General features: G+C 61.7%; 19 protein-coding genes and 1 pseudogene. 6 read left to right on the top strand and 14 right to left on the bottom strand.

Translation table 11 applies throughout. From position 1 onward, the window contains the following. Positions 1-104 precede the first annotated feature (104 nt). The 10 genes from K6N12_RS31670 to K6N12_RS31625 all read right to left on the bottom strand — a co-directional run bounded on the left by K6N12_RS31670 (position 105) and on the right by K6N12_RS31625 (position 11,005). Positions 105-1,760 carry an ABC transporter ATP-binding protein gene (locus tag K6N12_RS31670; protein ID WP_222134771.1) on the bottom strand — a complete coding sequence of 552 codons (1,656 nt, stop codon included), beginning with the start codon at positions 1,758-1,760 and terminating at the stop codon, positions 105-107. After that, positions 1,757-2,623 carry an ABC transporter permease gene (locus tag K6N12_RS31665; protein ID WP_097629770.1) on the bottom strand — a complete coding sequence of 289 codons (867 nt, stop codon included), beginning with the start codon at positions 2,621-2,623 and terminating at the stop codon, positions 1,757-1,759. Before K6N12_RS31665 ends, K6N12_RS31670 begins: the two co-directional genes overlap by 4 nt. Next, positions 2,620-3,570 carry an ABC transporter permease gene (locus K6N12_RS31660; protein ID WP_097629771.1) on the bottom strand — a complete coding sequence of 317 codons (951 nt, stop codon included), beginning with the start codon at positions 3,568-3,570 and terminating at the stop codon, positions 2,620-2,622. Before K6N12_RS31660 ends, K6N12_RS31665 begins: the two co-directional genes overlap by 4 nt. A gap of 89 nt (positions 3,571-3,659) precedes the next feature. Continuing rightward, a complete protein-coding gene (locus K6N12_RS31655; protein ID WP_097629772.1) occupies positions 3,660-5,270 on the bottom strand; it encodes an ABC transporter substrate-binding protein in 1,611 nt (536 codons plus the stop codon). A gap of 63 nt (positions 5,271-5,333) precedes the next feature. Next, positions 5,334-6,047: an HAD-IA family hydrolase gene (locus K6N12_RS31650; RefSeq protein ID WP_097629773.1), complete on the bottom strand. Its 714-nt coding sequence runs from the start codon at positions 6,045-6,047 to the stop codon at positions 5,334-5,336. Between the two features lie 145 nt (positions 6,048-6,192). After that, the gene (locus K6N12_RS31645; RefSeq protein ID WP_222149137.1) at positions 6,193-6,441 is read right to left on the bottom strand and encodes a hypothetical protein; all 249 of its coding nucleotides are present in this window, start codon (positions 6,439-6,441) and stop codon (positions 6,193-6,195) included. Between the two features lie 76 nt (positions 6,442-6,517). Next, a complete protein-coding gene (gene otnK / locus K6N12_RS31640) occupies positions 6,518-7,798 on the bottom strand; it encodes a 3-oxo-tetronate kinase (RefSeq protein ID WP_097629775.1) in 1,281 nt (426 codons plus the stop codon). A 3-nt stretch (positions 7,799-7,801) separates the two neighbouring features. Continuing rightward, positions 7,802-8,578, bottom strand: coding sequence for a 2-oxo-tetronate isomerase (gene otnI, locus K6N12_RS31635; RefSeq protein ID WP_097629776.1), 777 nt, complete (start codon positions 8,576-8,578; stop codon positions 7,802-7,804). A 2-nt stretch (positions 8,579-8,580) separates the two neighbouring features. Next, a complete protein-coding gene (gene ltnD, locus K6N12_RS31630; RefSeq protein WP_097629777.1) occupies positions 8,581-9,519 on the bottom strand; it encodes an L-threonate dehydrogenase in 939 nt (312 codons plus the stop codon). Between the two features lie 169 nt (positions 9,520-9,688). After that, positions 9,689-11,005 carry an MFS transporter gene (locus K6N12_RS31625; protein ID WP_097629778.1) on the bottom strand — a complete coding sequence of 439 codons (1,317 nt, stop codon included), beginning with the start codon at positions 11,003-11,005 and terminating at the stop codon, positions 9,689-9,691. A gap of 240 nt (positions 11,006-11,245) precedes the next feature. On the opposite strand from K6N12_RS31625, the gene K6N12_RS31620 reads away from it, so the two are divergent. Both K6N12_RS31620 and otnC read left to right on the top strand, forming a co-directional pair. Next, positions 11,246-12,244: a LacI family DNA-binding transcriptional regulator gene (locus tag K6N12_RS31620; protein WP_097629779.1), complete on the top strand. Its 999-nt coding sequence runs from the start codon at positions 11,246-11,248 to the stop codon at positions 12,242-12,244. Positions 12,245-12,260: 16 nt separating this feature from the next. Continuing rightward, on the top strand, positions 12,261-12,929 hold the full coding sequence (gene otnC / locus K6N12_RS31615; RefSeq protein ID WP_097629780.1) for a 3-oxo-tetronate 4-phosphate decarboxylase: 669 nt from the start codon (positions 12,261-12,263) through the stop codon (positions 12,927-12,929). A 60-nt stretch (positions 12,930-12,989) separates the two neighbouring features. Here otnC and K6N12_RS31610 read toward each other — a convergent pair whose 3' ends face one another. Then, the gene (locus tag K6N12_RS31610) at positions 12,990-14,033 is read right to left on the bottom strand and encodes a tartrate dehydrogenase (RefSeq protein ID WP_097629781.1); all 1,044 of its coding nucleotides are present in this window, start codon (positions 14,031-14,033) and stop codon (positions 12,990-12,992) included. A 211-nt stretch (positions 14,034-14,244) separates the two neighbouring features. Next, on the bottom strand, positions 14,245-14,445 hold the full coding sequence (locus K6N12_RS31605) for a hypothetical protein (RefSeq protein WP_097629788.1): 201 nt from the start codon (positions 14,443-14,445) through the stop codon (positions 14,245-14,247). A gap of 292 nt (positions 14,446-14,737) precedes the next feature. On the opposite strand from K6N12_RS31605, the gene K6N12_RS31600 reads away from it, so the two are divergent. Continuing rightward, complete coding sequence (locus K6N12_RS31600; RefSeq protein ID WP_097629782.1) at positions 14,738-14,959, top strand: hypothetical protein; 222 nt, start codon at positions 14,738-14,740, stop codon at positions 14,957-14,959. Positions 14,960-14,996: 37 nt separating this feature from the next. Here K6N12_RS31600 and K6N12_RS31595 read toward each other — a convergent pair whose 3' ends face one another. Next, on the bottom strand, positions 14,997-15,308 hold the full coding sequence (locus K6N12_RS31595) for a hypothetical protein (RefSeq protein WP_097629783.1): 312 nt from the start codon (positions 15,306-15,308) through the stop codon (positions 14,997-14,999). 255 nt (positions 15,309-15,563) lie between these two features. Between K6N12_RS31595 and K6N12_RS31590 the strand changes: the two genes are divergently transcribed. From K6N12_RS31590 to K6N12_RS31580, 3 genes are read left to right on the top strand one after another with little or no spacing between them, the layout of a single operon-like run. Next, complete coding sequence (locus tag K6N12_RS31590; protein ID WP_097629785.1) at positions 15,564-16,469, top strand: LysR substrate-binding domain-containing protein; 906 nt, start codon at positions 15,564-15,566, stop codon at positions 16,467-16,469. 55 nt (positions 16,470-16,524) lie between these two features. After that, positions 16,525-17,655 carry an HPP family protein gene (locus K6N12_RS31585; protein WP_097629786.1) on the top strand — a complete coding sequence of 377 codons (1,131 nt, stop codon included), beginning with the start codon at positions 16,525-16,527 and terminating at the stop codon, positions 17,653-17,655. Positions 17,656-17,696: 41 nt separating this feature from the next. After that, on the top strand, positions 17,697-17,975 hold the full coding sequence (locus K6N12_RS31580; RefSeq protein WP_097629787.1) for a DUF6522 family protein: 279 nt from the start codon (positions 17,697-17,699) through the stop codon (positions 17,973-17,975). A 42-nt stretch (positions 17,976-18,017) separates the two neighbouring features. Here the strand turns inward: K6N12_RS31580 and K6N12_RS31575 are convergent. Beyond that, a pseudogene (locus K6N12_RS31575) lies at positions 18,018-18,146 on the bottom strand (electron transfer flavoprotein subunit alpha/FixB family protein); the annotation flags it as partial.

Here is an 18,146-nt window from a genome sequence, read left to right as displayed (position 1 = left end):
TAGAGCGGTTCAGCCTTTCGCCGAAGCGCAGAACCTCTCTAACATTTTGTTTTTACCTGATTTCCGGTGGAACGTTGCCGGACAAACGATCGCGACGGCGACCCTCATTGCCGACAATACGCCCGCACCAGTTCAGGATCCTGCTGGAGACCGTCGAGCCAGGCCGGATCAAGCGTCGGTACTGAGGAGAAGAGCAGCTGCGAATAGGGATGCGTCGGCGCCTTCACCGTCGAGGGCGTGATTTCCTCGACCTTCCGGCCGCCATACATCACCACGATCTCGTCGCAGATCGCCTCTACCACAGAGAGGTCATGGCTGATGAAGATGTAGGAGAGACCGAGTTCCCGCTGCAATTCCTTGAGCAGGTCGATGACCGCGGCGGCAACCACCGTGTCGAGCGCCGAGGTAATCTCGTCGCAGAGGATCAGCTTCGGATCGGCGGCGAGCGCCCGGGCGAAATTGACGCGCTGCTTCTGCCCGCCCGAGAGTTCTCCCGGCCGGCGATGGCGCAGGCTGCGGGGCAGGCGCACCATGTCTAGAAGTTGATCAATCCGGGCATTTCGCGCCTGCCGATCCATACGATGGTAGAAAACCAGGGGCCTGGCGAGAATGTCCTCGACCGATTTTGCTGGGTTGAGAGCGGTATCGGCATATTGAAAGACGATCTGCATCTCGCGCAACTGGTCGCGCGAACGCTCGCGAGCGCTGCGGCGCAGCTCCGTGCCGTCGAAGACGATCTTGCCGATTGCCGCCGGCAGGATGCCGGCGATGGTGCGGGCGAGTGTTGACTTGCCGCACCCGGATTCGCCGATGATGCCGAGATTTCGCCCTTTCTCCACCTTCAGGCTGACGTGCTCGACCGCGCGAACGAGGGGCAGGCCGTCGGCCTGGCGCTGTCCATAACCCGCGACAAGATCTTCGATCTTCAGAAGCGGCGCGGTCGCACTTGCTGCCAGTGCTGCCGCGCCGCGCGATTTCGGTTCAAAGGCCGCGAGCAGCTCTTTGGTATAGGGATGCTTCGCATTGTTGAGGATTTCATTGGTGGTGCCGGTTTCCTGGGCCTCCCCGCCTTTCAACACGACGATGCGGTCGGCGATCTGCGCGACGACGGCGAGGTCGTGCGAGACATAGACGCCTGATATGCCGCCCTTCTTCATGACCGATTTGAAAGCGCGCAGCACTTCGATCTGGGTCGTCACGTCGAGCGCCGTCGTCGGCTCGTCGAAGATGACGAGGGTGGGGTCGCCGATCAGCGCCATGGCCGCGGCCAGGCGCTGCAGCTGGCCGCCGGAAACCTGGTGCGGGTAACGGCTGCCGATCGTTTCGGGCTCCGGCAGCGACAGCGCCCGGAAGAGCTCGACCGCCCGGGCGCGCGCAGCCTCCGGCGACATCAGCTGATGGATACGGGTGACTTCGATCACCTGGTCCATGATCGTTGTGGCCGGGTTGAAGGCGGCGGCGGCTGATTGCGGGACATAGGCGACTTCGGTGCCGCGCACCTTGGCGCGCTGCTTCTCGCTGAGCGTGACCATGTCCTTGCCGCCGACCGAAACACTGCCGCCGGTGATGCGGCAGCCCGCACGGGTATGGCCCATCAGGGTCAGGGCGATGGTCGTCTTGCCCGAACCGCTCTCGCCGATCAGCGCGATGATCTCGCCTTCGGCAACGTCGAGGCTGACACCCTTGATGATTTCGACACGTCGGCCGGAATCGGTGGTGGCCTCGATTTTCAGGTCGCGGATTTCAATGAAATTGCTCATGACACGCTCCGGTCGCGAATCTTCTGCGGCAGGTTGTCTATCAGCAGGTTGACGCTGATCGTCAGGCTGGCGATCGCAAGTGAGGGAAACATCACTGCCGGCGCGCCGAACGGCAGCCCGCCGATATTCTCGCGCACCAGCGCACCCCAGTCGGCATAGGGCGGCTGAACGCCAAGGCCCAGGAAGGAAAGCCCGGAAAGGAGCAGAACGATGAAGACGAAGCGGATCCCGAGGTCGGCGAGCACCGGCCCGACGATGTTGGGCAGAATTTCCGAGCGAATGAGATAGAGGGTGCTTTCGCCGCGGATGCGCGCGACCGTGATGAAATCCATCGCATTGATGTTGACGGCCAGCGCCCGGGCGAAGCGGTAGGCGCCGGGAATGTAGATCACCGACAGTGTCAGGACCAGAACCGGGATCGAGGAGCCGACGGCGGCGACCACGACCAGACCGAACAGCTTGCTCGGGATGGAATTGAGGGCGTCGAGGAAGCGGCTGAGGATCGTGTCCAGCCAGCCGCCGGCGACCGCTGCGATCATGCCGAGCACGACGCCGCTGAAGCAGGCGATCGTTACCGCCGCCAGCGAGATGCCGACCGTGTACCGCGCGCCCATCAGAATCCGCGAGAGCATGTCGCGGCCGAGATAATCGGAGCCGAGCCAGAGTTCCCGGCTCATCGGGCCGAAATAGTCGAGATCGACAATTTCGCCGACGGGATAGGGGATGATCAACGGCGCGAAGATCGCGACGAGCGCCCAGGAGAGGATCACAGTGAAGCCGATCGCGCCGACGATGTTGAAGCGATAGCCAAACCGGGTCCCGGACAGCCGGCCGGAGGTGGTTTCGGAACTGGTCATGGTCATCGGAGCCTCGGATTGGAAAGGATGGCGATGATATCCGCGACGGTGATCAGCAGCAGGTAGCCCAGGCAGAAGATCATCGCGCAGCTCTGGATTAGCGGCAGATCGCGGGTGGCGACGGCATCCAGCATCAGCTTGGCGATACCGGGATAGTTGAAAATGGTCTCGACGATGATCACGCCTCCGAGCAGATAGGACAGCGAAAGCGCAACGGCATTGACGATCGGGCCAAGCGCATTCGGCAGTGCATGGCGAAATACGATGCGCGGCCGGGAGGCGCCTTTGAGCAATGCCATCTCGACATAGGGTGTGTTGAGCGTCTCGATAACAGCTGCGCGCGTCATGCGGATCATCTGGGCCGAGACAACGAAGGTGAGGGTGATCACCGGCATGGCATAGACGCGCAACAGGTCGGTCATACTATGGACCTCATTGGCGAAAGACAGCGCCGGCAGCCATTTCAGATAGACGGCGAAGATGAGCGCGGCGGAGGTCGCGACCATGAACTCCGGCACGGAGATGACGCCGATCGTGATCACCGTGACAATCCGATCGTAAAGGGTGCCGCGCAACATCGCCGCAGTGATCCCGAGCGTGAGCGCGATCGGCACTGAGAAAAGCGCGGTGACGCCGGCAAGTTTCAGCGTGTTGACGAAGCGGCCGGCGATGAGAGCGGCGATCGGCATGTTGTTGGCATAGGACGTGCCGAGGTCGCCCTGCAGCAGTCCGACTAACCAGCGCAGGAAACGAAAGAGCGCCGGCTCGTCGAGATGCATGGCCTTGCGCAGGCCCTCGACGGCTTCTGGCGTGGCGGCTTGGCCGAGCAGGATCGTCGCCGTATCTCCAGGCAACAGCGTTGTCGCGAAGAAGACGGCGAAGGAGACGATCACCAGAGTTATCACGGCGACGAACAATCTGCTCAGTACAAGGGATAAGACCTGGCGGTTCACGGGCGTCTTCCCTTTGCGTTCGAGTTGAGTTCCATCAATGCAGATGGAGGAACTGGGGCGCGGCTGCTGCCCCAGTCTCCTTTGCTTAATCAGACTTCAAGCCAGACATATTCCGCGAAAGCGTATCCCATCTGGCCGCCGAGCGGGTTGGCTTCCAGGCCCTTGAGCTTGGCAGTCGTGGCATCGACGTTCGAGATATAGGCCGGAATGATAGTGCCGGCTTCCTGGGCGACCATGCCCTGCATCTCGTTGTAGATTGTCTTGCGCTTGTCTTGATCGAGAGAGCCACGCGCCTCGATCAGCATCTTGTCGAACTTCTCCGACTTGTAGTGGCTTTCGTTCCACGGAGCGTCCGAGGTGTAGAGCAGGGAGAAGAGGATATCCGGGGTCGGCCGCGGGTTGATATTGCCGAAATGGATCGGCGCCTTGAGCCAGTAATTGTCCCAATAACCGTCGGATGGCACTCGCTGCACATCGAGCTTCATGCCGATTTCGGCGCCGGCCGCCTGGATGATCATGGCCATGTCGATCGACGAGCTCGCCGCATCGGAAGCGATGATCGGGATGGATTGGCCAAGCACGCCGGCCTTGTCGAAGTGGAACTTCGCCTTCTCAGGATCGAAGGCTCGCGCTTTCAGCTCTGCGTCATGATAGAAGTTCGCCGGTGAAACGGGTTGATCGTTGCCGACTTCGCCGAGACCGCGTAGCGCCGATTTGACGATCTGTTCGCGGTTGACGAGATACTTCATGCCCTCGATGAAGTCCCGCTTATTGCCGGGCTCCATATCCAGTCGCATGTTGAGATTGGTATAGTTGCCGGACGTCGTCTTAGACAAGGTGAAGCCGTCGCCCTGGGCCTCGACGAGGCGCATAGAGCGCGGATTGATCGTGGCTGCAAGATGGATGTCGCCCGCAAGCAGTGCGTTTACACGGGCATTGTCGTCGCTGATCGCGAAATATTCGAAGGAATCGACGTTCGGGCCGGATTTCCAATAATTCTTGTTCTTGATCCCGACCGAGCGAACGCCCGGCTCGAAGACTTCCTTGACGAATGCGCCGGTGCCGTTGGCCTTGGTGAAATCGGTCGTGCCGTCGGAAACGATCATGAAGTGATGCATCGACAGGATGGTCGGCAGGTCGGCGTTCGGGCTGGCGAGCGTGATCTCGACGGTCTGTTTGTCGACCGCCTTGAAGCCGGTCATCTGGGCGGCGATTTTTGCGACCTTCGAGCCGACGGACGGGTCGAGATGGCGCTTCAGCGAGAAGACCACGTCGTCTGATGTCAGCGGCTTGCCGTCATGGAAGGTAACGCCGTTCTTCAGCTTGACCGTCCAGGTCTTCGCATCCTTGGACTCGATCACTTCGGCAAGCTCCATCCGCGGCGTGCCTGATTTGTCGAGGAAGGTGAGGCGGTTATAGAAGGAGCAGCACCGGACATAGTCGGTGGACAGCGACGCCTTGGCGGGGTCGAGCGTATCGGCCGTGGAGGACGACCAGCCGGCCGCCTTGAGCGAGCCGCCGGAAACGGGCGTGGCGGCGAGCGCCTTGCCGGCGCGGCCAAGCACGAGCCCGCCGGCCGACATGGCCACGCCGCCCGCAAGCATCATATGCAGCAACTCGCGACGGGTGGCGCCACGGCGGATGGCGCTTTCGACCATGGCGTCGTCGGATCTGGTCCAATTGGTGATTTTGTCGTTCATCTCATTCCCCTTTTCTTGTGTGGCGGGCTGCCCGTTCCGGGCAGGTCCGATCTGCTTTCAAAGTCAGGCGCGCGCGGCGGCCACGGCATCGGCAAGGCCGGCCATGGAGGTGAAATGGTAATCGGGTTTGGTGAACTCGGCCGGTTCGATCGTGCCGCCGTAACCCTTCTCAGCATGTCGCCGCTCGATCCAGCAATTGGTCAGCCCGAGTTTCCTGGAAATGCCGATATCGTGGTATTGGCTCTGGGCGACATGCAGGATGTCGTCCTTCGAATGTCCTTGCGAGACGACGTAGGCGAATACCTTCTCGAAGAATGCGGGATCGGGTTTCTCGGTGCCCGTATCATCCGCCGTGAAGGCGGCATAAAAGGGATTGCCGAGCTCTTTCTCGAAGAAATCGAATGCCCAGCGGCGGGCGTTGGTCATCGCAACGAGGCGGTAATCCTTCGCAAGACTGGCCAGCGCTGCGGCGCTGTCTGCAAAACCCTTCCAGCCCTTGGCCGAATCCCGCAGCTGTTCGCCATATTTTTGCTCAGTGGGCAGGCCGAGCTTCGGCGCGATCGCCAGGTAGACGCGCACGAGGTCGTCGGGAAAGAGATTGGCATCCTCGGCATAGCGGGCTGCACGGTAGAGGGTCAGCGCCTGCTCGCCGTCGACGGTCGTTCCCGCCTCGGCGGCGATATGGCCGATGCAGGTCTTGAGGCCGCTCTCGAAGTCGATGAGCGTGCCGACGACATCGAATGTCATATATTTGAATTCCGGAAGGCTCTTGCTCACGTGAATTCCCCAGTGTTCGGCTCCCAGTGGGAGCATGGTGTCTCGAAGAAGAATATTCTGTTCCCGCGGGCGAGATCGTTGTCCCGCTCTTCTGTGGAAGGCCTCGCATTTGCCGGGATCCGAGCCCTTCAGTGATCGTAGTGTGTCACCTGCACCGCGCCGGATTCTCCTGAAAGGCGTCATATGGCGGCACAAAATACCGAATCTGACCGTTTCGCGATATTCTGAGGCTTGCATCGCCCACGCGCCGGTCGTCGTAGTTCATGGTTTGTTCTTGGCGGGCGCCCGTGCGCTCGATGATCATGTCTGCCGTTTCGGGCTGCGCGCGGCAGCGCATGGCAAGGACGCCATCGTCGAAGGCGGGGAATGACGAGGCCAAAGAGAGCGTGTTCAAGCGCCGTGCTGGCGGGGGAATCGGCGGTGCCGGCGGGTGCCGTTTCCGCCGGTACTTCCGCCAGACCGGAGATAGGTCAGTGCATCATCGCCAGCGCTGCCGCAAAGAAATCCTCACCTCCGAAGTTGCCTGACTTCAAAGCCAGAAGCATGTCGCCCTGGGCATTGCCGACCGTGCGCAGCACCGGCACGCCGGCCGCAATCTCAGGCCCGATCAGAAATGCTGGAATGGCAAGCCTGTCGACCGCTGCGCCCGACGTTTCTCCGCCTGCAACCACGAGGCGCCGGACGCCTCTTGCCACCAGTTCGGCTGCGATGATCGAGGTTGCGGTCTCGATCGCATGGCCGGATGCGTCCCGTCCGTAAAGGGATTGCAGCCGGGCCACGGTTTCGGGTGCGGCGCTTGCGGCGACCACGATGGGGCCGGCGGCGATGCGGTCTCCAGCCCAGGAAATCGCCGCGGCGATCTCATCCGGGCCGGCAAGCAGCCGTTCCGGATCGAGCCGCAGGACTGGCATCGACCGTTCGGCGACCTCGAGTTGGCGCAACGTTGCCTTGGAGCAACTGCCGGCAACGATCGCGGAAAGCCCGCCGACCGGGCGAATGACGTCTGCCGGCGCCGCTCCGCCGGACGATATCCGACCGGAGCGGACCAACGCGCGGGCAAGGCCGAGACCGAGCCCGGATGCGCCGGTGGATACCGGTGTTTCCAATGCGATCTCGCCGAGCGTTTCAAGATCCCGCTCGAAAATCGCATCGGCGATGGCAGCGGTAACGCCGGCCGCGCGCAGGGCCTCGAGCCTCGCTTTGACGGCGCAAGGTCCGGCCGCGATGGCGGTGAGATCGATCAGCCCGACAGCACCATGCGATTGCCGGGTGAGAACCCGCACGAGATCGGCGTCGTGCATCGGGTTGAGGGGGTGGTCCTTGAGCGGGCTTTCGTTCAACGGCTGTCCGCCGACGAAAAGATGGCCAAGATAGACGGTGCGACCTGCTTCCGGGAAGGCTGGCGTGACCAGCACGATGCCGCCGCCCGCAGCGTGTCTCAATGCCTCGGTGACGGGTCCGATATTGCCGGCATCGGTGGAATCGAAGGTCGAACAGATCTTGTAGAGCACGTGGCTCGCGCCGCGCCGGCGCAGCCATCGTTCGGCGCTGGTTGCGGCAGTCACCGCGTCCGAAGCCGGGACGGAGCGGATCTTCAGGGAAACGACGACGGCGTCGACGTCAGGCAGAGCGAGCGACGGATCGGGGATGCCGACCGTCTGCACCGTGCGCAGCCCGTTCTTCGTCAGCGTATTGGCGAGGTCGGACGCGCCCGTATAGTCGTCGGCGATTGATCCGAGCAAAATGGCCATTGTCTAGCTCCGTGCAAAAGATCTGAACCAGCCGAGGCCGTCCAGTGTATGGCCGCGCGGGATGTATTCGCAGCCGATGAACCCGTCGTAACCCAGGCGGTCGATTTCGCCGAAAAGGTAGGGGTAGTTCAGTTCTTCCCCGTCCGGCTCGTTGCGGGAGGGCACGCTGGCGATCTGGATATGGCCGGTAATCGGCAGCAGGCGCCGCAACGCTATTGTGACGTCGCCATGGATGATCTGGCGATGATAGATGTCGAACTGGAGTTTCAGGTTGGGCAGGCCGGATTCGGCAATCAGCGTTTCGGCGGCGCCGAAGTCCTTGAGGAAATAGCCTGGCATGTTTCGGCCGTTGATCGGCTCGAGCACGAGATCGATGTCTTTGTCCGCAAGCCGCCCGGCAGCATAAGTAACGGAGCGCCGATAAGAGGCGGCGGCGGCTTCATCATGAGGGTCGGCGATGCCCGCCATCAGGTGCAACCGCTTGACGCCGGTCGCCGCCGCATAGTCGAGTGCCCGTTCGACATCGGCCTTCAGCGCATCGAACCGTCCGGGAAGGGCTGCGATGCCGCGCTCGCCTGCCGCCCAGTCGCCCGGCGGCAGGTTGAACAAGGCCTGCTGCAGATTGTTGCGGGCAAGCCGTTCGGCGATTGCCTCCGGCGCAGCTTCGTAGGGAAAGAGGTATTCGACGGCGGCAAAGCCGGCATCGGCTGCGGCGTCGAAGCGGTCGAGGAATGCCCATTCGTTGAACATCATCGTCAGGTTGGCGGCGAAAACCGGCATGGCTAGCGTTCCCCTTTGTTGGAACCGGGCAATTCCGCCCCGGAAAGCTGGGCATAGAGCCGTGCGAGCGAGGAATCGTCATCACGGCCCATGCCGGCGCCGGCGGCGGCCAGATACATTTGCAGCGCCGCCGCCGCGAGCGGCACCGGATAACGCTCGGATCGGGCCATGTCCTGGACGATACCGAGATCCTTGACGAAAATCTCGATGCTGCTGAGCGGCGTATAGTCTCCGGCCAGCACATGCGGCACGCGGTTTTCGAACATCCACGAATTGCCGGCTGAGGCGGTGATCACCTCATAGACTTTGTCGAGGTCGAGGCCCTGCTTGGCAGCAAATGTTATGGCCTCGCAGGCGGCGGCGATGTGCACGCCGGCGAGAAGCTGGTTGATCATCTTGAAGGCCGCGCCTGCCCCGGCGGCGTCGCCGAGCTCGTAGACCTTGCCGGCCATGGCGTCGAGACCCGGACGGGCGGCGTCGAAAGCCTGTCTGGAGCCGGACGCCATGATCGTCAGCTCGCCCAGCGCAGCCTTGGCTGCGCCACCTGAAATCGGCGCGTCGAGATAATGCAGGCCGAGAGCTTGTACCCTTCGTGCCAGATCGCGGGCAACGGCGGGATCCATGGTGGCCGAGGAGATGAAGACGGCCCCGGGCTTCATCGTGTTCGCGACGCCTTTCGGCCCGAACAACACGGCTTCGGTCTGGGCGCCGTTGACGACGACGGAGACGACGATGTCGGCGTCCTTCGCGGCGCCGACTGGGGTCGCCGCCCCACGTCCGCCGTCGGCGATGAAGCGATCCACCGCCGCCGGCGTGATGTCATATCCGACGACATCGAGCCCGGCGCGCTTCATCGACCGGGCCATCCCCAGCCCCATGGAACCGAGACCGATGACGGCCGCGACGACGACAGGGCCTGGATTTTCAGCAAGTGGTGACATCAGGAGGTTCTCCGGTCTCGTGAGAAAAACTCTGTGCCCTCCGGGTGCAGTCCCGGAGGGGCCTTAGAGCGCCGTGCGTCCATAAGACACGCTAAGGACGCTCTAACATTTTGAATTTGCGCATAATCCTTTGCGAAAATCGATTCCGATTTTCGGGGGATGCGCGCGTTCAGCGATTGACGGTTTTGGCGGGAACCGTCAACACGGCGAGCGAGCCGATGATCAACGCAGCCGCCAGCAGATACATGCCGGCGCTGTTGGTGCCGGTGAAGTCCTTCAGATAGCCTACCAGAAATGGCCCTAGGAAGCCGGCAAGGTTGCCGACCGAGTTGATCCAGGCGATGCCGGCCGCTGCACCCGTGCCGGCAAGAAAAGCTGTCGGGAGCGACCAGAAGAGCGGGGCGCAACTGATGGCGCCTGCGGCGGCGAGCGAAAGGCAGACAATCGAGATCGTCGTGCTGGTCGCTATCGTCGCCGCGACAAAACCACCGGCGGCGACGACGGCCGGGACGACTAGGTGCCACCGGCGTTCGCGCAGCCTGTCGGCCGAGCGCCCGAGGGCCAGCATGACGACGAATGTGCAGATATAGGGAATCGCGGAAATCAGGCCGATATTGAGGTTTCCGCTGACGCCTGAGGCTTTCACGATTGAAGGCATCCAGAAATTCAGGCCGTATTGCCCGAGCACGAAGCAGAAATAGATCAGGCACATCAGCCAGACGCGGCGGTCGGTCAGCGTTGCGGCAATGCTGTGCGGGCTGGTTGTCTTGACCCGGTTCTCCGCTTCGATGTTGGCCGTCAGCACGCGCTTTTCCTCATCGTTCAGCCATTTCGCGTCATGGATCGTATCATCAAGATAGAAGAAGGTCGCGACGCCGAAAAGAATGGCCGGAACGGCTTCGATCAGGAACATCCATTGCCAGCCGGAAAGGCCGTGCGTGCCATGGAAACTGTCCATCAGGAGACCCGAAAGCGGATTGCCGAAAATGGCGGATATCGGGATCGCGGACATGAAGGTCGTGATGATCCTGGCGCGGCGATCGGCCGGATACCACGCTGTGAGATAGAGAATGATGCCGGGAAAAAATCCGGCTTCGGCAACGCCCAGTAGGAAGCGCAGCACATAGAAGACCGTTTCCGATGAGGTGAACATGAAGGCGGCGGAAATGATGCCCCAGGTGACCATGATGCGGGCAATCCACATCCGGGCGCCAACCCTGTTCATGATGACGTTGCTCGGCACCTCGAACAGAAAATAGCCGATGAAGAAAATGCCGGCGCCGATGCCATAGGCAGCTTCCGAGAGGCCGAGTTCGCTCGACATCTGCAGTTTGGCGAAGCCGACATTGACGCGGTCGAGATAGGCAACCACGTAGCACAACATTAAAAACGGCACGATGCGCCAGAACACCTTGGCATAGGCGCGGTCTTCCGCCGTCCGTGCGGGAAGTGCGCCAACGGGCGGCGCCTGTGTCTGCAGAGTCATGATTTTCTCCTCCTATTGTTGCCGCGGTCTCCTGTCGGTCCTCCCGCAGCACGCCAAGCCATTTTTGGCAGCGCTGCCATTCTTACTAATCCATTTTGGCAGCGCTGCCAACAGCAAATTGGTAGCGCTGCCAAAAAATCCTTGCTTCTTGATGGGAGCGGTGAAAAATGGTGGTAGCGCGGCGGTTGCCGACGGACATATCGGCAGACCATTCCAATAGAGCTTGGGTTCGGACATACGATGGAATTCAAACCGCAGGTGACGGTGACGCTTGCCGAGGTTGCGGAAGCAGCCGGTGTTGGCGAGAGCACGGTGTCGCGCGTGCTGCGCAATCACGGCTCGTTTTCCGGCAAGACGCGGGAGCGAGTGATGGCTGCGGTTGAGCGGCTGGGCTATGTGCCGAACCGGATCGCCGGGACGCTGGCCTCCACCGGCTCGCGCCTGGTCGCCTTTGTCATCCCCTCGCTGTCCAACATCGTCTTCCCCGATGTGTTGCGCGGCGCCAGCGCCGTCCTGGAGGAGAACCGGTACCAGGCGGTATTCTCCGTCACCGACTATGATCCGGGTAAGGAGGAGGCGCTTGCCGCTGCGATGCTCGCCTGGCGGCCGGCGGCGGTCATGCTGGCGGGATACGAACATACCGACGGGACAGTGAAGATGCTGCGCGCCAGCGGATGCCGGGTCGTGGAACTGCTCGATCTCGACGGAGATGCACTCGATATCGCGGTCGGCTTCTCGAACCGCGCGGCCGGGCGGGAGAGCGCTGGCTTTCTGCTGAAGCGGGGCTATCGCCGGATCGGCTATGTCGGTCACGATCTCAATCGTGACACCCGCGCCGGCAAGCGGTTTTCAAGCTTTTGCGAAACGCTGGAGGCCGGCGGCGTGCCTCTCGTCGCGCGCGAAATTCTCGCCGGCGCTTCGTCGGTGGAAAACGGCAGGCTAGGGCTGGAGCGGCTGCTTGCCCGGACGAGGGATCTCGATGCGGTTTATTTCTCCAATGACGATATGGCGCTCGGCGGCTATTTTCACTGTCTGGCCGAGGGGATCGCTATCCCTTCGAAGCTTGCCATTTTCGGCTATAACGGCCTCGATATCGGCCGGGCGATGCCGCAGCCCTTGTCGACCATCCGAACGCCGCGTGTGTCGACCGGACAGATCGCCGCGCAGCTGGTCGTCGCCAACGCGCCGCCCCAGGCCGTCGATCTCGGTTTTGAGCTGATCGAAGGCGCAACCGCGTAATCTTGGAGGAAATGTCATGTCCGACGCGCGCCAGCGTGAAGAAATTTGCCGATACGGCCGCTCGCTGTTTGAGCGCGGGCTGACGCCCGGTTCGTCGGGCAACATATCGTTGCGGCTCGATGATGGCGGCTGGCTGGTGACGCCGACCAACGCCTCGCTCGGTTTTCTCGATCCGGCACGGATCTCCAGGCTCGATGCCGAAGGCTGGCTGCTCTCCGGCGACAAGCCGACCAAGGAAATTCCGCTGCATACCGCCCTCTACGACACACGCGGCAGCGCCCGCGCCATCGTCCACCTTCACTCCACGCACGCGGTGGCGCTGACCATGCTGCCGGAGATCGATCCGCGCGCCGCCTTGCCGCCGATGACCCCCTATTATCTCATGCGCGCCGGCGAAACCGCTCTGGTGCCCTATTATCGTCCCGGCGATCCGGCGGTGGCCGACGCCATCCGCGGGCTGGCAGGCAAGTATTCGTCGGTGCTTCTGGCCAATCACGGACCCGTCGTTGCCGGCGATAGCCTGGAAGCGGCGGTCTTTGCGACCGAGGAACTAGAGGAAACGGCAAAGCTCTATCTGCTGCTGCGCAACCTCAATCCCCGTTATCTCAGCCCGGGACAGGTGGCAGATTTGGTCGACACGTTCGGCCTCGACCTTCCTTCGCATCACGATCACGACGACCATTGAACGGCCCAAACCGGATTCAGGTCGGGCGACCCAATCCGCTCACTTCGTCCGCATCTTGTCCTAATCGAGCGCCGAAAGCACCGATGCCGTGATTGCGTCCGTCTTGTCCCTGCCGGGACTTGCACCGATGCCGCGTGCAGTCGTTGCCTCGATTGCGGCCATCACCTTGCCGGCGGCGACCGTTTCTCCAAGGTGCTCCAGCATCATCGCGCCCGACCAGATGGCGGCGATCGGATTGGCGATGCCGAGATGGGCGATATCCGGCGCGGAACCGTGGACGGGCTCGAACATCGACGGCGCCGAGCGATCGGGATTGATGTTGGCGGAGGCTGCAAAGCCGAGCCCGCCCTGGATGGCGGCGCCAAGGTCTGTCAGGATGTCGCCGAACAGGTTGGAAGCGACGACCACATCGAGGCTCTCAGGCGCCATGACCATGCGGGCGGCCATGGCGTCGATATGATAGCTGGTCACCTCGACATCGGGATATTCAGCGGAAAGCCTTTCGGTGGTCTCGTCCCAGAAAACCATCGAATATCTCTGCGCGTTGGACTTTGTGACCGAGGCAAGCTTGCCGCCCCGCGCCCGCGCTTGTTCGAAGCCGAAACGCAGGATACGCTCGACGCCCTTGCGGGTGAAGATCGAGGTCTCCACGGCCACCTCGCTGTCGGTCCCCTGATGGACGCGGCCGCCGGCGCCGGAATATTCGCCTTCGGTATTTTCACGAATGCAGAGGATGTCGAAATTCTCCGACCGCAACGGTCCCTGCACACCCGGCAGCAGCCGGTGCGGGCGGATATTGGCATATTGCACGAAAGCCTTGCGGATCGGTAGCAGAAGCCCGTGCAGCGACACGGAATCGGGCACTTTGCGAGGCCACCCGACGGCGCCGAGCAGAATGGCATCGAACGAGCGCAGCGTTTCGATGCCATTGCCAGGCATCATGCTGCCGTTCTCCAGATAGTAGTCGCAGGACCAGGGATAGCTTGTCGTCACAAGCGAGAATCCGTTCCGCGCAGCCGCCTTTTCGAGTACGGCCTTGGCTGCCTCAGTGACGTCGCGGCCGATACCGTCTCCTGGGAGAAGGGCGATCTTATAGGTCTTCATGGCAGGTCCTCTCACCGGCTGATCAGCACATTCTTGCTCTGCGGGTTGCGCCGTGCGGGAATGACTGTAGAGGAAGGCTCCGACTTTATTTGCCGAAAGCGGCCGGGATTTGGTCGATTGTTGGGTTTACGCCGGCATCGCCAGTGCATTCTCTCGAGCGATCTGGATCGACGGAAATCGATTGAGCGGATTCATCGGCGGTCGGTCGGATTCAAGCGCCGGGATAGACGGGCGTGGAGGCCTGAGCCTGCCGGCGTTCGGATTCGGGGCGGAACGAGCGGTATTGCCAAAGACCGTCCGGGGATTGCCGCCGGTAGACGGTCTCGAGCCAGAACACGGTGTCGTCGATCGGCAAGACCGGATGCCAGGCGTACCATTCAGACCAGATCTTGCCGGCCTGTTTGCTCTCCATGGTCATTATTCAACTCCGCATGCTTGGAGGCGTTCATGAGATCGAAAAGCAGGCCGTGAAAGTTGCTGCTGTCGCCGCTCACGGAACGTTTCTTCTCGTTAGATGGGCCCCTGATCCCACCAGCGGATTTATTCCTCAGTGAAGAATAACAATGAAATATCATTCTTCAATAGAGATTGTTTTCCCGCGCTGGGTGAGAATTCCTTGGCTGTATCGCGGCGCGTTCACGGCTGTCAATGTATATCGTAATACGATATATTTAAAGAGCGCCGATCGTTGAGGAGTGAGCTTCATGGAAAGCCGATTGCATCCCGTATTGCACCGCCCCGTGCTTTATCCCGCCGATAAGGCGTTTGAAAATCTCAGGCAGAGGGGTCATGCCTTGCTTGATAGTGGAGACGCAGGCCGCTGGGAGCTTTTGCGGGCGGAGTGGCGGTATGATGTGGCGCTGCTCACGAATGATTTTCGTCTTTGGATGCAGCATCTCGACAGAGGCTTCGATATCGCCAAATAGGCGAGTATTCGATCGTCGCCTGGAAAAACCGAATGGCTCAGTTGATCGAACGAAAGCCGAGATAGACCGCCAGGCTGATGGCGGAGAGGGCGATCGTCAGTTTGGGTCGGGCATCGTCGAACATGGCTGCCAGCAGCAGGCCGAGCGACAGGATGGCGGATGTCGCCCAGAGATTCTGATCGGAGACGGTAATGGCCAGCGCCCCCAGAAAAACGGCGCTTGCGACGATCGTCACGGGCGCGGACTTCTCGGCGAGATCGCCTCCCGGGAGATAGGGCAGGAGAAAGCGTCGCATGCTCAGGCCGGAAGCGATGCTGAGAAGAAGACAGGTCAAGACAAGATGCGCCATGGGGTCGTCGCCGATCGATCTGCAGATGGAATTGCCGATGCAAACCCCGTGCCAGCTGCAAACACCGCAATTCCCGCCAAGTGGCGGCAATATCGGCCGCCCGTGGCTATTTCCTCGGCGCCGCGTTGTTTTTTTCGGCAACTGTTCCCTCTTCGCTTGCGCCGGCAAATTATATCGCAATACGACTTGAGTGGCGGCGATGATTTTTGTATGGAGAATTATCTTTCTCCATAATTCTGGAAACGAGATCTTTCATTGGACCTTTCGTCGCTCGAAATATTCCGCGCTGTCGCCGGCGATCGCAGTGTTACCAAGGCTGCCAAGGCCGTCGGTCGGGTGCCGTCGAATGTGACGACGCGCATCCGGCAGCTGGAGGACGATCTCGGTGTTTCCCTGTTCAGCCGTGACGGCAAGAAGATGACGTTGACGCGGGAGGGGGAGACGTTCCTGGCCTACGCCAACCGGCTGATGGCGCTTGCACTCGAAGCGCGCCAGGCCGTGCGGCCTCTCGCCCCGTCGGGAACATTGCGCGTCGGCACCATGGAAAGCACGGCGGCGAGCCGGCTGCCCGCGGTGCTGACGCAATTCAACCGGATGTGGCCTGATGTGTCGCTTCATCTGACGATGGGCGCATCCCGCGATCTCGCCCGCGCCGTCGTGGCCGATGCACTGGATTGTGCGCTGATTGCCCGCCCGCCGAAGGCGATGCGCGGGGAAGAGATGAGTTTCGAGGCCGAGCTTAAGGCGCTGGCGATGGAACCGGTCTTTGTCGAGGACCTGTTGATCGTGCTGCCATCAGGGCATCCCGCCGTCAAATCCGCTGCCGACCTGCGTGTCGGGTCGATTGCCGCTTTGGAGCCTGGCTGCACCTATCGCCGGATCGCCGAAAACTGGGCGCGCAAATCGACCGCCATGCCGACGAGCGAGCATGGCTCCTACCATGCGATACTGGCGAGCGTCGCGACCGGCAATACCGCCGGCGTCATACCGAGATCCGTTCTCGACCTCATGCCCTGGCCAACATCCGTCCAGACTCATCAACTGGGACCTGTCGAGACGCTGCTGGTCTACCGCAAGAACGATCGCCCCAGCGCCTTTAACGCCTTCCACGAAGTCCTCAGCGCGACAAAAGGCAGGGATATCAGGCTTGCCACAAACTAGCCTTCATGCCTTCCCTCAGTCCGCCAGATAATCCTCGCTCAACATTGGTCTTGTCATGCCGCACCCCGTTTCCCCGAAGGTGGGACCGAGCCGCTTCCGTCGCTTCCGTCTGTTTTCACCGATTCTGGCCGGCGCGACCTTACGCGAGCGGCTGATCGCATGTCTCGGCGCTTTGCTGGCCATCGGCCTTACCGGCGTCATCAGCGGCTATCTCTTCGGGCAGGGGCCGCACCTTCCCCTGATCGTCGCGCCGATGGGGGCATCGGCGGTGCTTCTTTTCGCGGTGCCCGCGAGCCCGCTTGCGCAGCCGTGGTCGATCATCGGCGGCAATACCATTTCCGCCCTGATGGGAATCATTGCCGCCTATTTCATCCGCGATCCGATCATCGCGACCGGCGTCGGCGTGTCGCTTGCTATCGGCGCCATGTCTTTCACACGCTGCCTTCATCCGCCGGGAGGTGCTGCGGCGCTGACCGCCGTTCTCGGCGGCCCCGTCGTCGCCGGCTGGGGTTTCCTCTTTCCCTTCGTGCCGGTCGCCCTGAATTCCTGCCTTCTTGTCGGTCTCGGCCTGCTGTTCCACAAGCTTTCCCGGCGGAACTATCCGCATGTCGTTCCAAAACCCGCTGAGAACACCCATCGCACGATCGACCTGCCGTCCGCCGTGCGGGTGGGTTTTCGTGAGGAGGATGTCGATGCGGCCCTTGCAGCGCTCGACGAAACCTTCGATATCGATCGCGCCGATCTCGGCCGGCTGCTGCAGCAGGTCGAGCTGCAGGCGGCAATCCGCTCAAACGGCAAGATCAGCTGCGCCGATATCATGTCGCGCGACGTGATCGCCGTCGGCGAAGCTGCGGAACCGGATGCCGCACGGCACCTGCTTTTGAAGCACAATATCCGCACGCTGCCGGTAAAGGACCCGGAGGGCCGCCTGATCGGCAGCGTCGGCTTGCGGGAATTGTCGACCAGCATCGATACGATCGCCGGCGCAATTTCAAAACCGGCGGTGGCAAGGCCTTCGGACCCGGCCCTGTCGCTGCTTCCCATTCTGACGGACGGGCGCACGCATGCCGTCATCATTGTCGATGACGATTACCGGATTCTCGGCCTGATATCGCAGACCGATCTCCTCAGCGCAGTGGCGCGGCTGCTGCCGAACGACAGTGCTCCGATCTCGGCGGTGGCCTGAACTTTGGTCGTGGATTGTCAAGCAGAGGGAGGAATGAGCCGGTGTTGATCGAGCGCGATCCGAATGGGGATTTTATCCTGGACTCATCCGAACTCGCGGAACGGTTCGGGCTGTCCCTGGCCGATCTCCGCCGTCACATGCGACATGGCTCACTCGTCAGCACCGTGGAAATCGGCACGGCTGAACACGAGGGTACCAAACGGGTGTCGCTTCGGCTCGGCAACAGGCTTTGGCGCGCGGTACTGAATGATGCGAACGAGGTGCAGCACGAACAGATGACCGTGCTTCGGGGAAAATCATCCGAGCGAAATTCGGGCTGACCCCATCCATCATGAGGAGCGGCTCTAATGCCGCCGCTCTATTCAGAGCGCCTTTTCCAGTTCCGGCAGGGCTTCGAACAGATCGGCGACGAGGCCGTAGTCGGCGACCTGGAAGATCGGCGCCTCCTCGTCCTTGTTGATGGCGACGATCACCTTGCTGTCCTTCATGCC

Origin of the sequence: Rhizobium redzepovicii, from assembly GCF_019793435.1 — a bacterium.
GTDB lineage: Bacteria > Pseudomonadota > Alphaproteobacteria > Rhizobiales > Rhizobiaceae > Rhizobium > Rhizobium redzepovicii.
The sequence above is the reverse complement of the archived record's forward strand: the minus strand, read 5'-3'. Positions and strand labels throughout refer to the sequence as shown.

Excerpts from the sequence above, each read along its gene's own strand:
- otnC (WP_097629780.1), top strand. The coding sequence starts at position 12,261 with ATGTCCGACGCGCGCCAGCGTGAAGAAATTTGCCGATACGGCCGCTCG.
- otnK (WP_097629775.1), bottom strand. The coding sequence starts at position 7,798 with ATGGCCATTTTGCTCGGATCAATCGCCGACGACTATACGGGCGCGTCC.
- K6N12_RS31655 (WP_097629772.1), bottom strand. The coding sequence starts at position 5,270 with ATGAACGACAAAATCACCAATTGGACCAGATCCGACGACGCCATGGTC.
- K6N12_RS31610 (WP_097629781.1), bottom strand. The coding sequence starts at position 14,033 with ATGAAGACCTATAAGATCGCCCTTCTCCCAGGAGACGGTATCGGCCGC.
- K6N12_RS31605 (WP_097629788.1), bottom strand. The coding sequence starts at position 14,445 with ATGGAGAGCAAACAGGCCGGCAAGATCTGGTCTGAATGGTACGCCTGG.
- otnI (WP_097629776.1), bottom strand. The coding sequence starts at position 8,578 with ATGCCGGTTTTCGCCGCCAACCTGACGATGATGTTCAACGAATGGGCA.
- K6N12_RS31595 (WP_097629783.1), bottom strand. The coding sequence starts at position 15,308 with ATGGCGCATCTTGTCTTGACCTGTCTTCTTCTCAGCATCGCTTCCGGC.
- K6N12_RS31620 (WP_097629779.1), top strand. The coding sequence starts at position 11,246 with ATGGAATTCAAACCGCAGGTGACGGTGACGCTTGCCGAGGTTGCGGAA.
- K6N12_RS31670 (WP_222134771.1), bottom strand. The coding sequence starts at position 1,760 with ATGAGCAATTTCATTGAAATCCGCGACCTGAAAATCGAGGCCACCACC.
- K6N12_RS31600 (WP_097629782.1), top strand. The coding sequence starts at position 14,738 with ATGGAAAGCCGATTGCATCCCGTATTGCACCGCCCCGTGCTTTATCCC.
- K6N12_RS31625 (WP_097629778.1), bottom strand. The coding sequence starts at position 11,005 with ATGACTCTGCAGACACAGGCGCCGCCCGTTGGCGCACTTCCCGCACGG.
- K6N12_RS31585 (WP_097629786.1), top strand. The coding sequence starts at position 16,525 with ATGCCGCACCCCGTTTCCCCGAAGGTGGGACCGAGCCGCTTCCGTCGC.
- K6N12_RS31665 (WP_097629770.1), bottom strand. The coding sequence starts at position 2,623 with ATGACCATGACCAGTTCCGAAACCACCTCCGGCCGGCTGTCCGGGACC.
- ltnD (WP_097629777.1), bottom strand. The coding sequence starts at position 9,519 with ATGTCACCACTTGCTGAAAATCCAGGCCCTGTCGTCGTCGCGGCCGTC.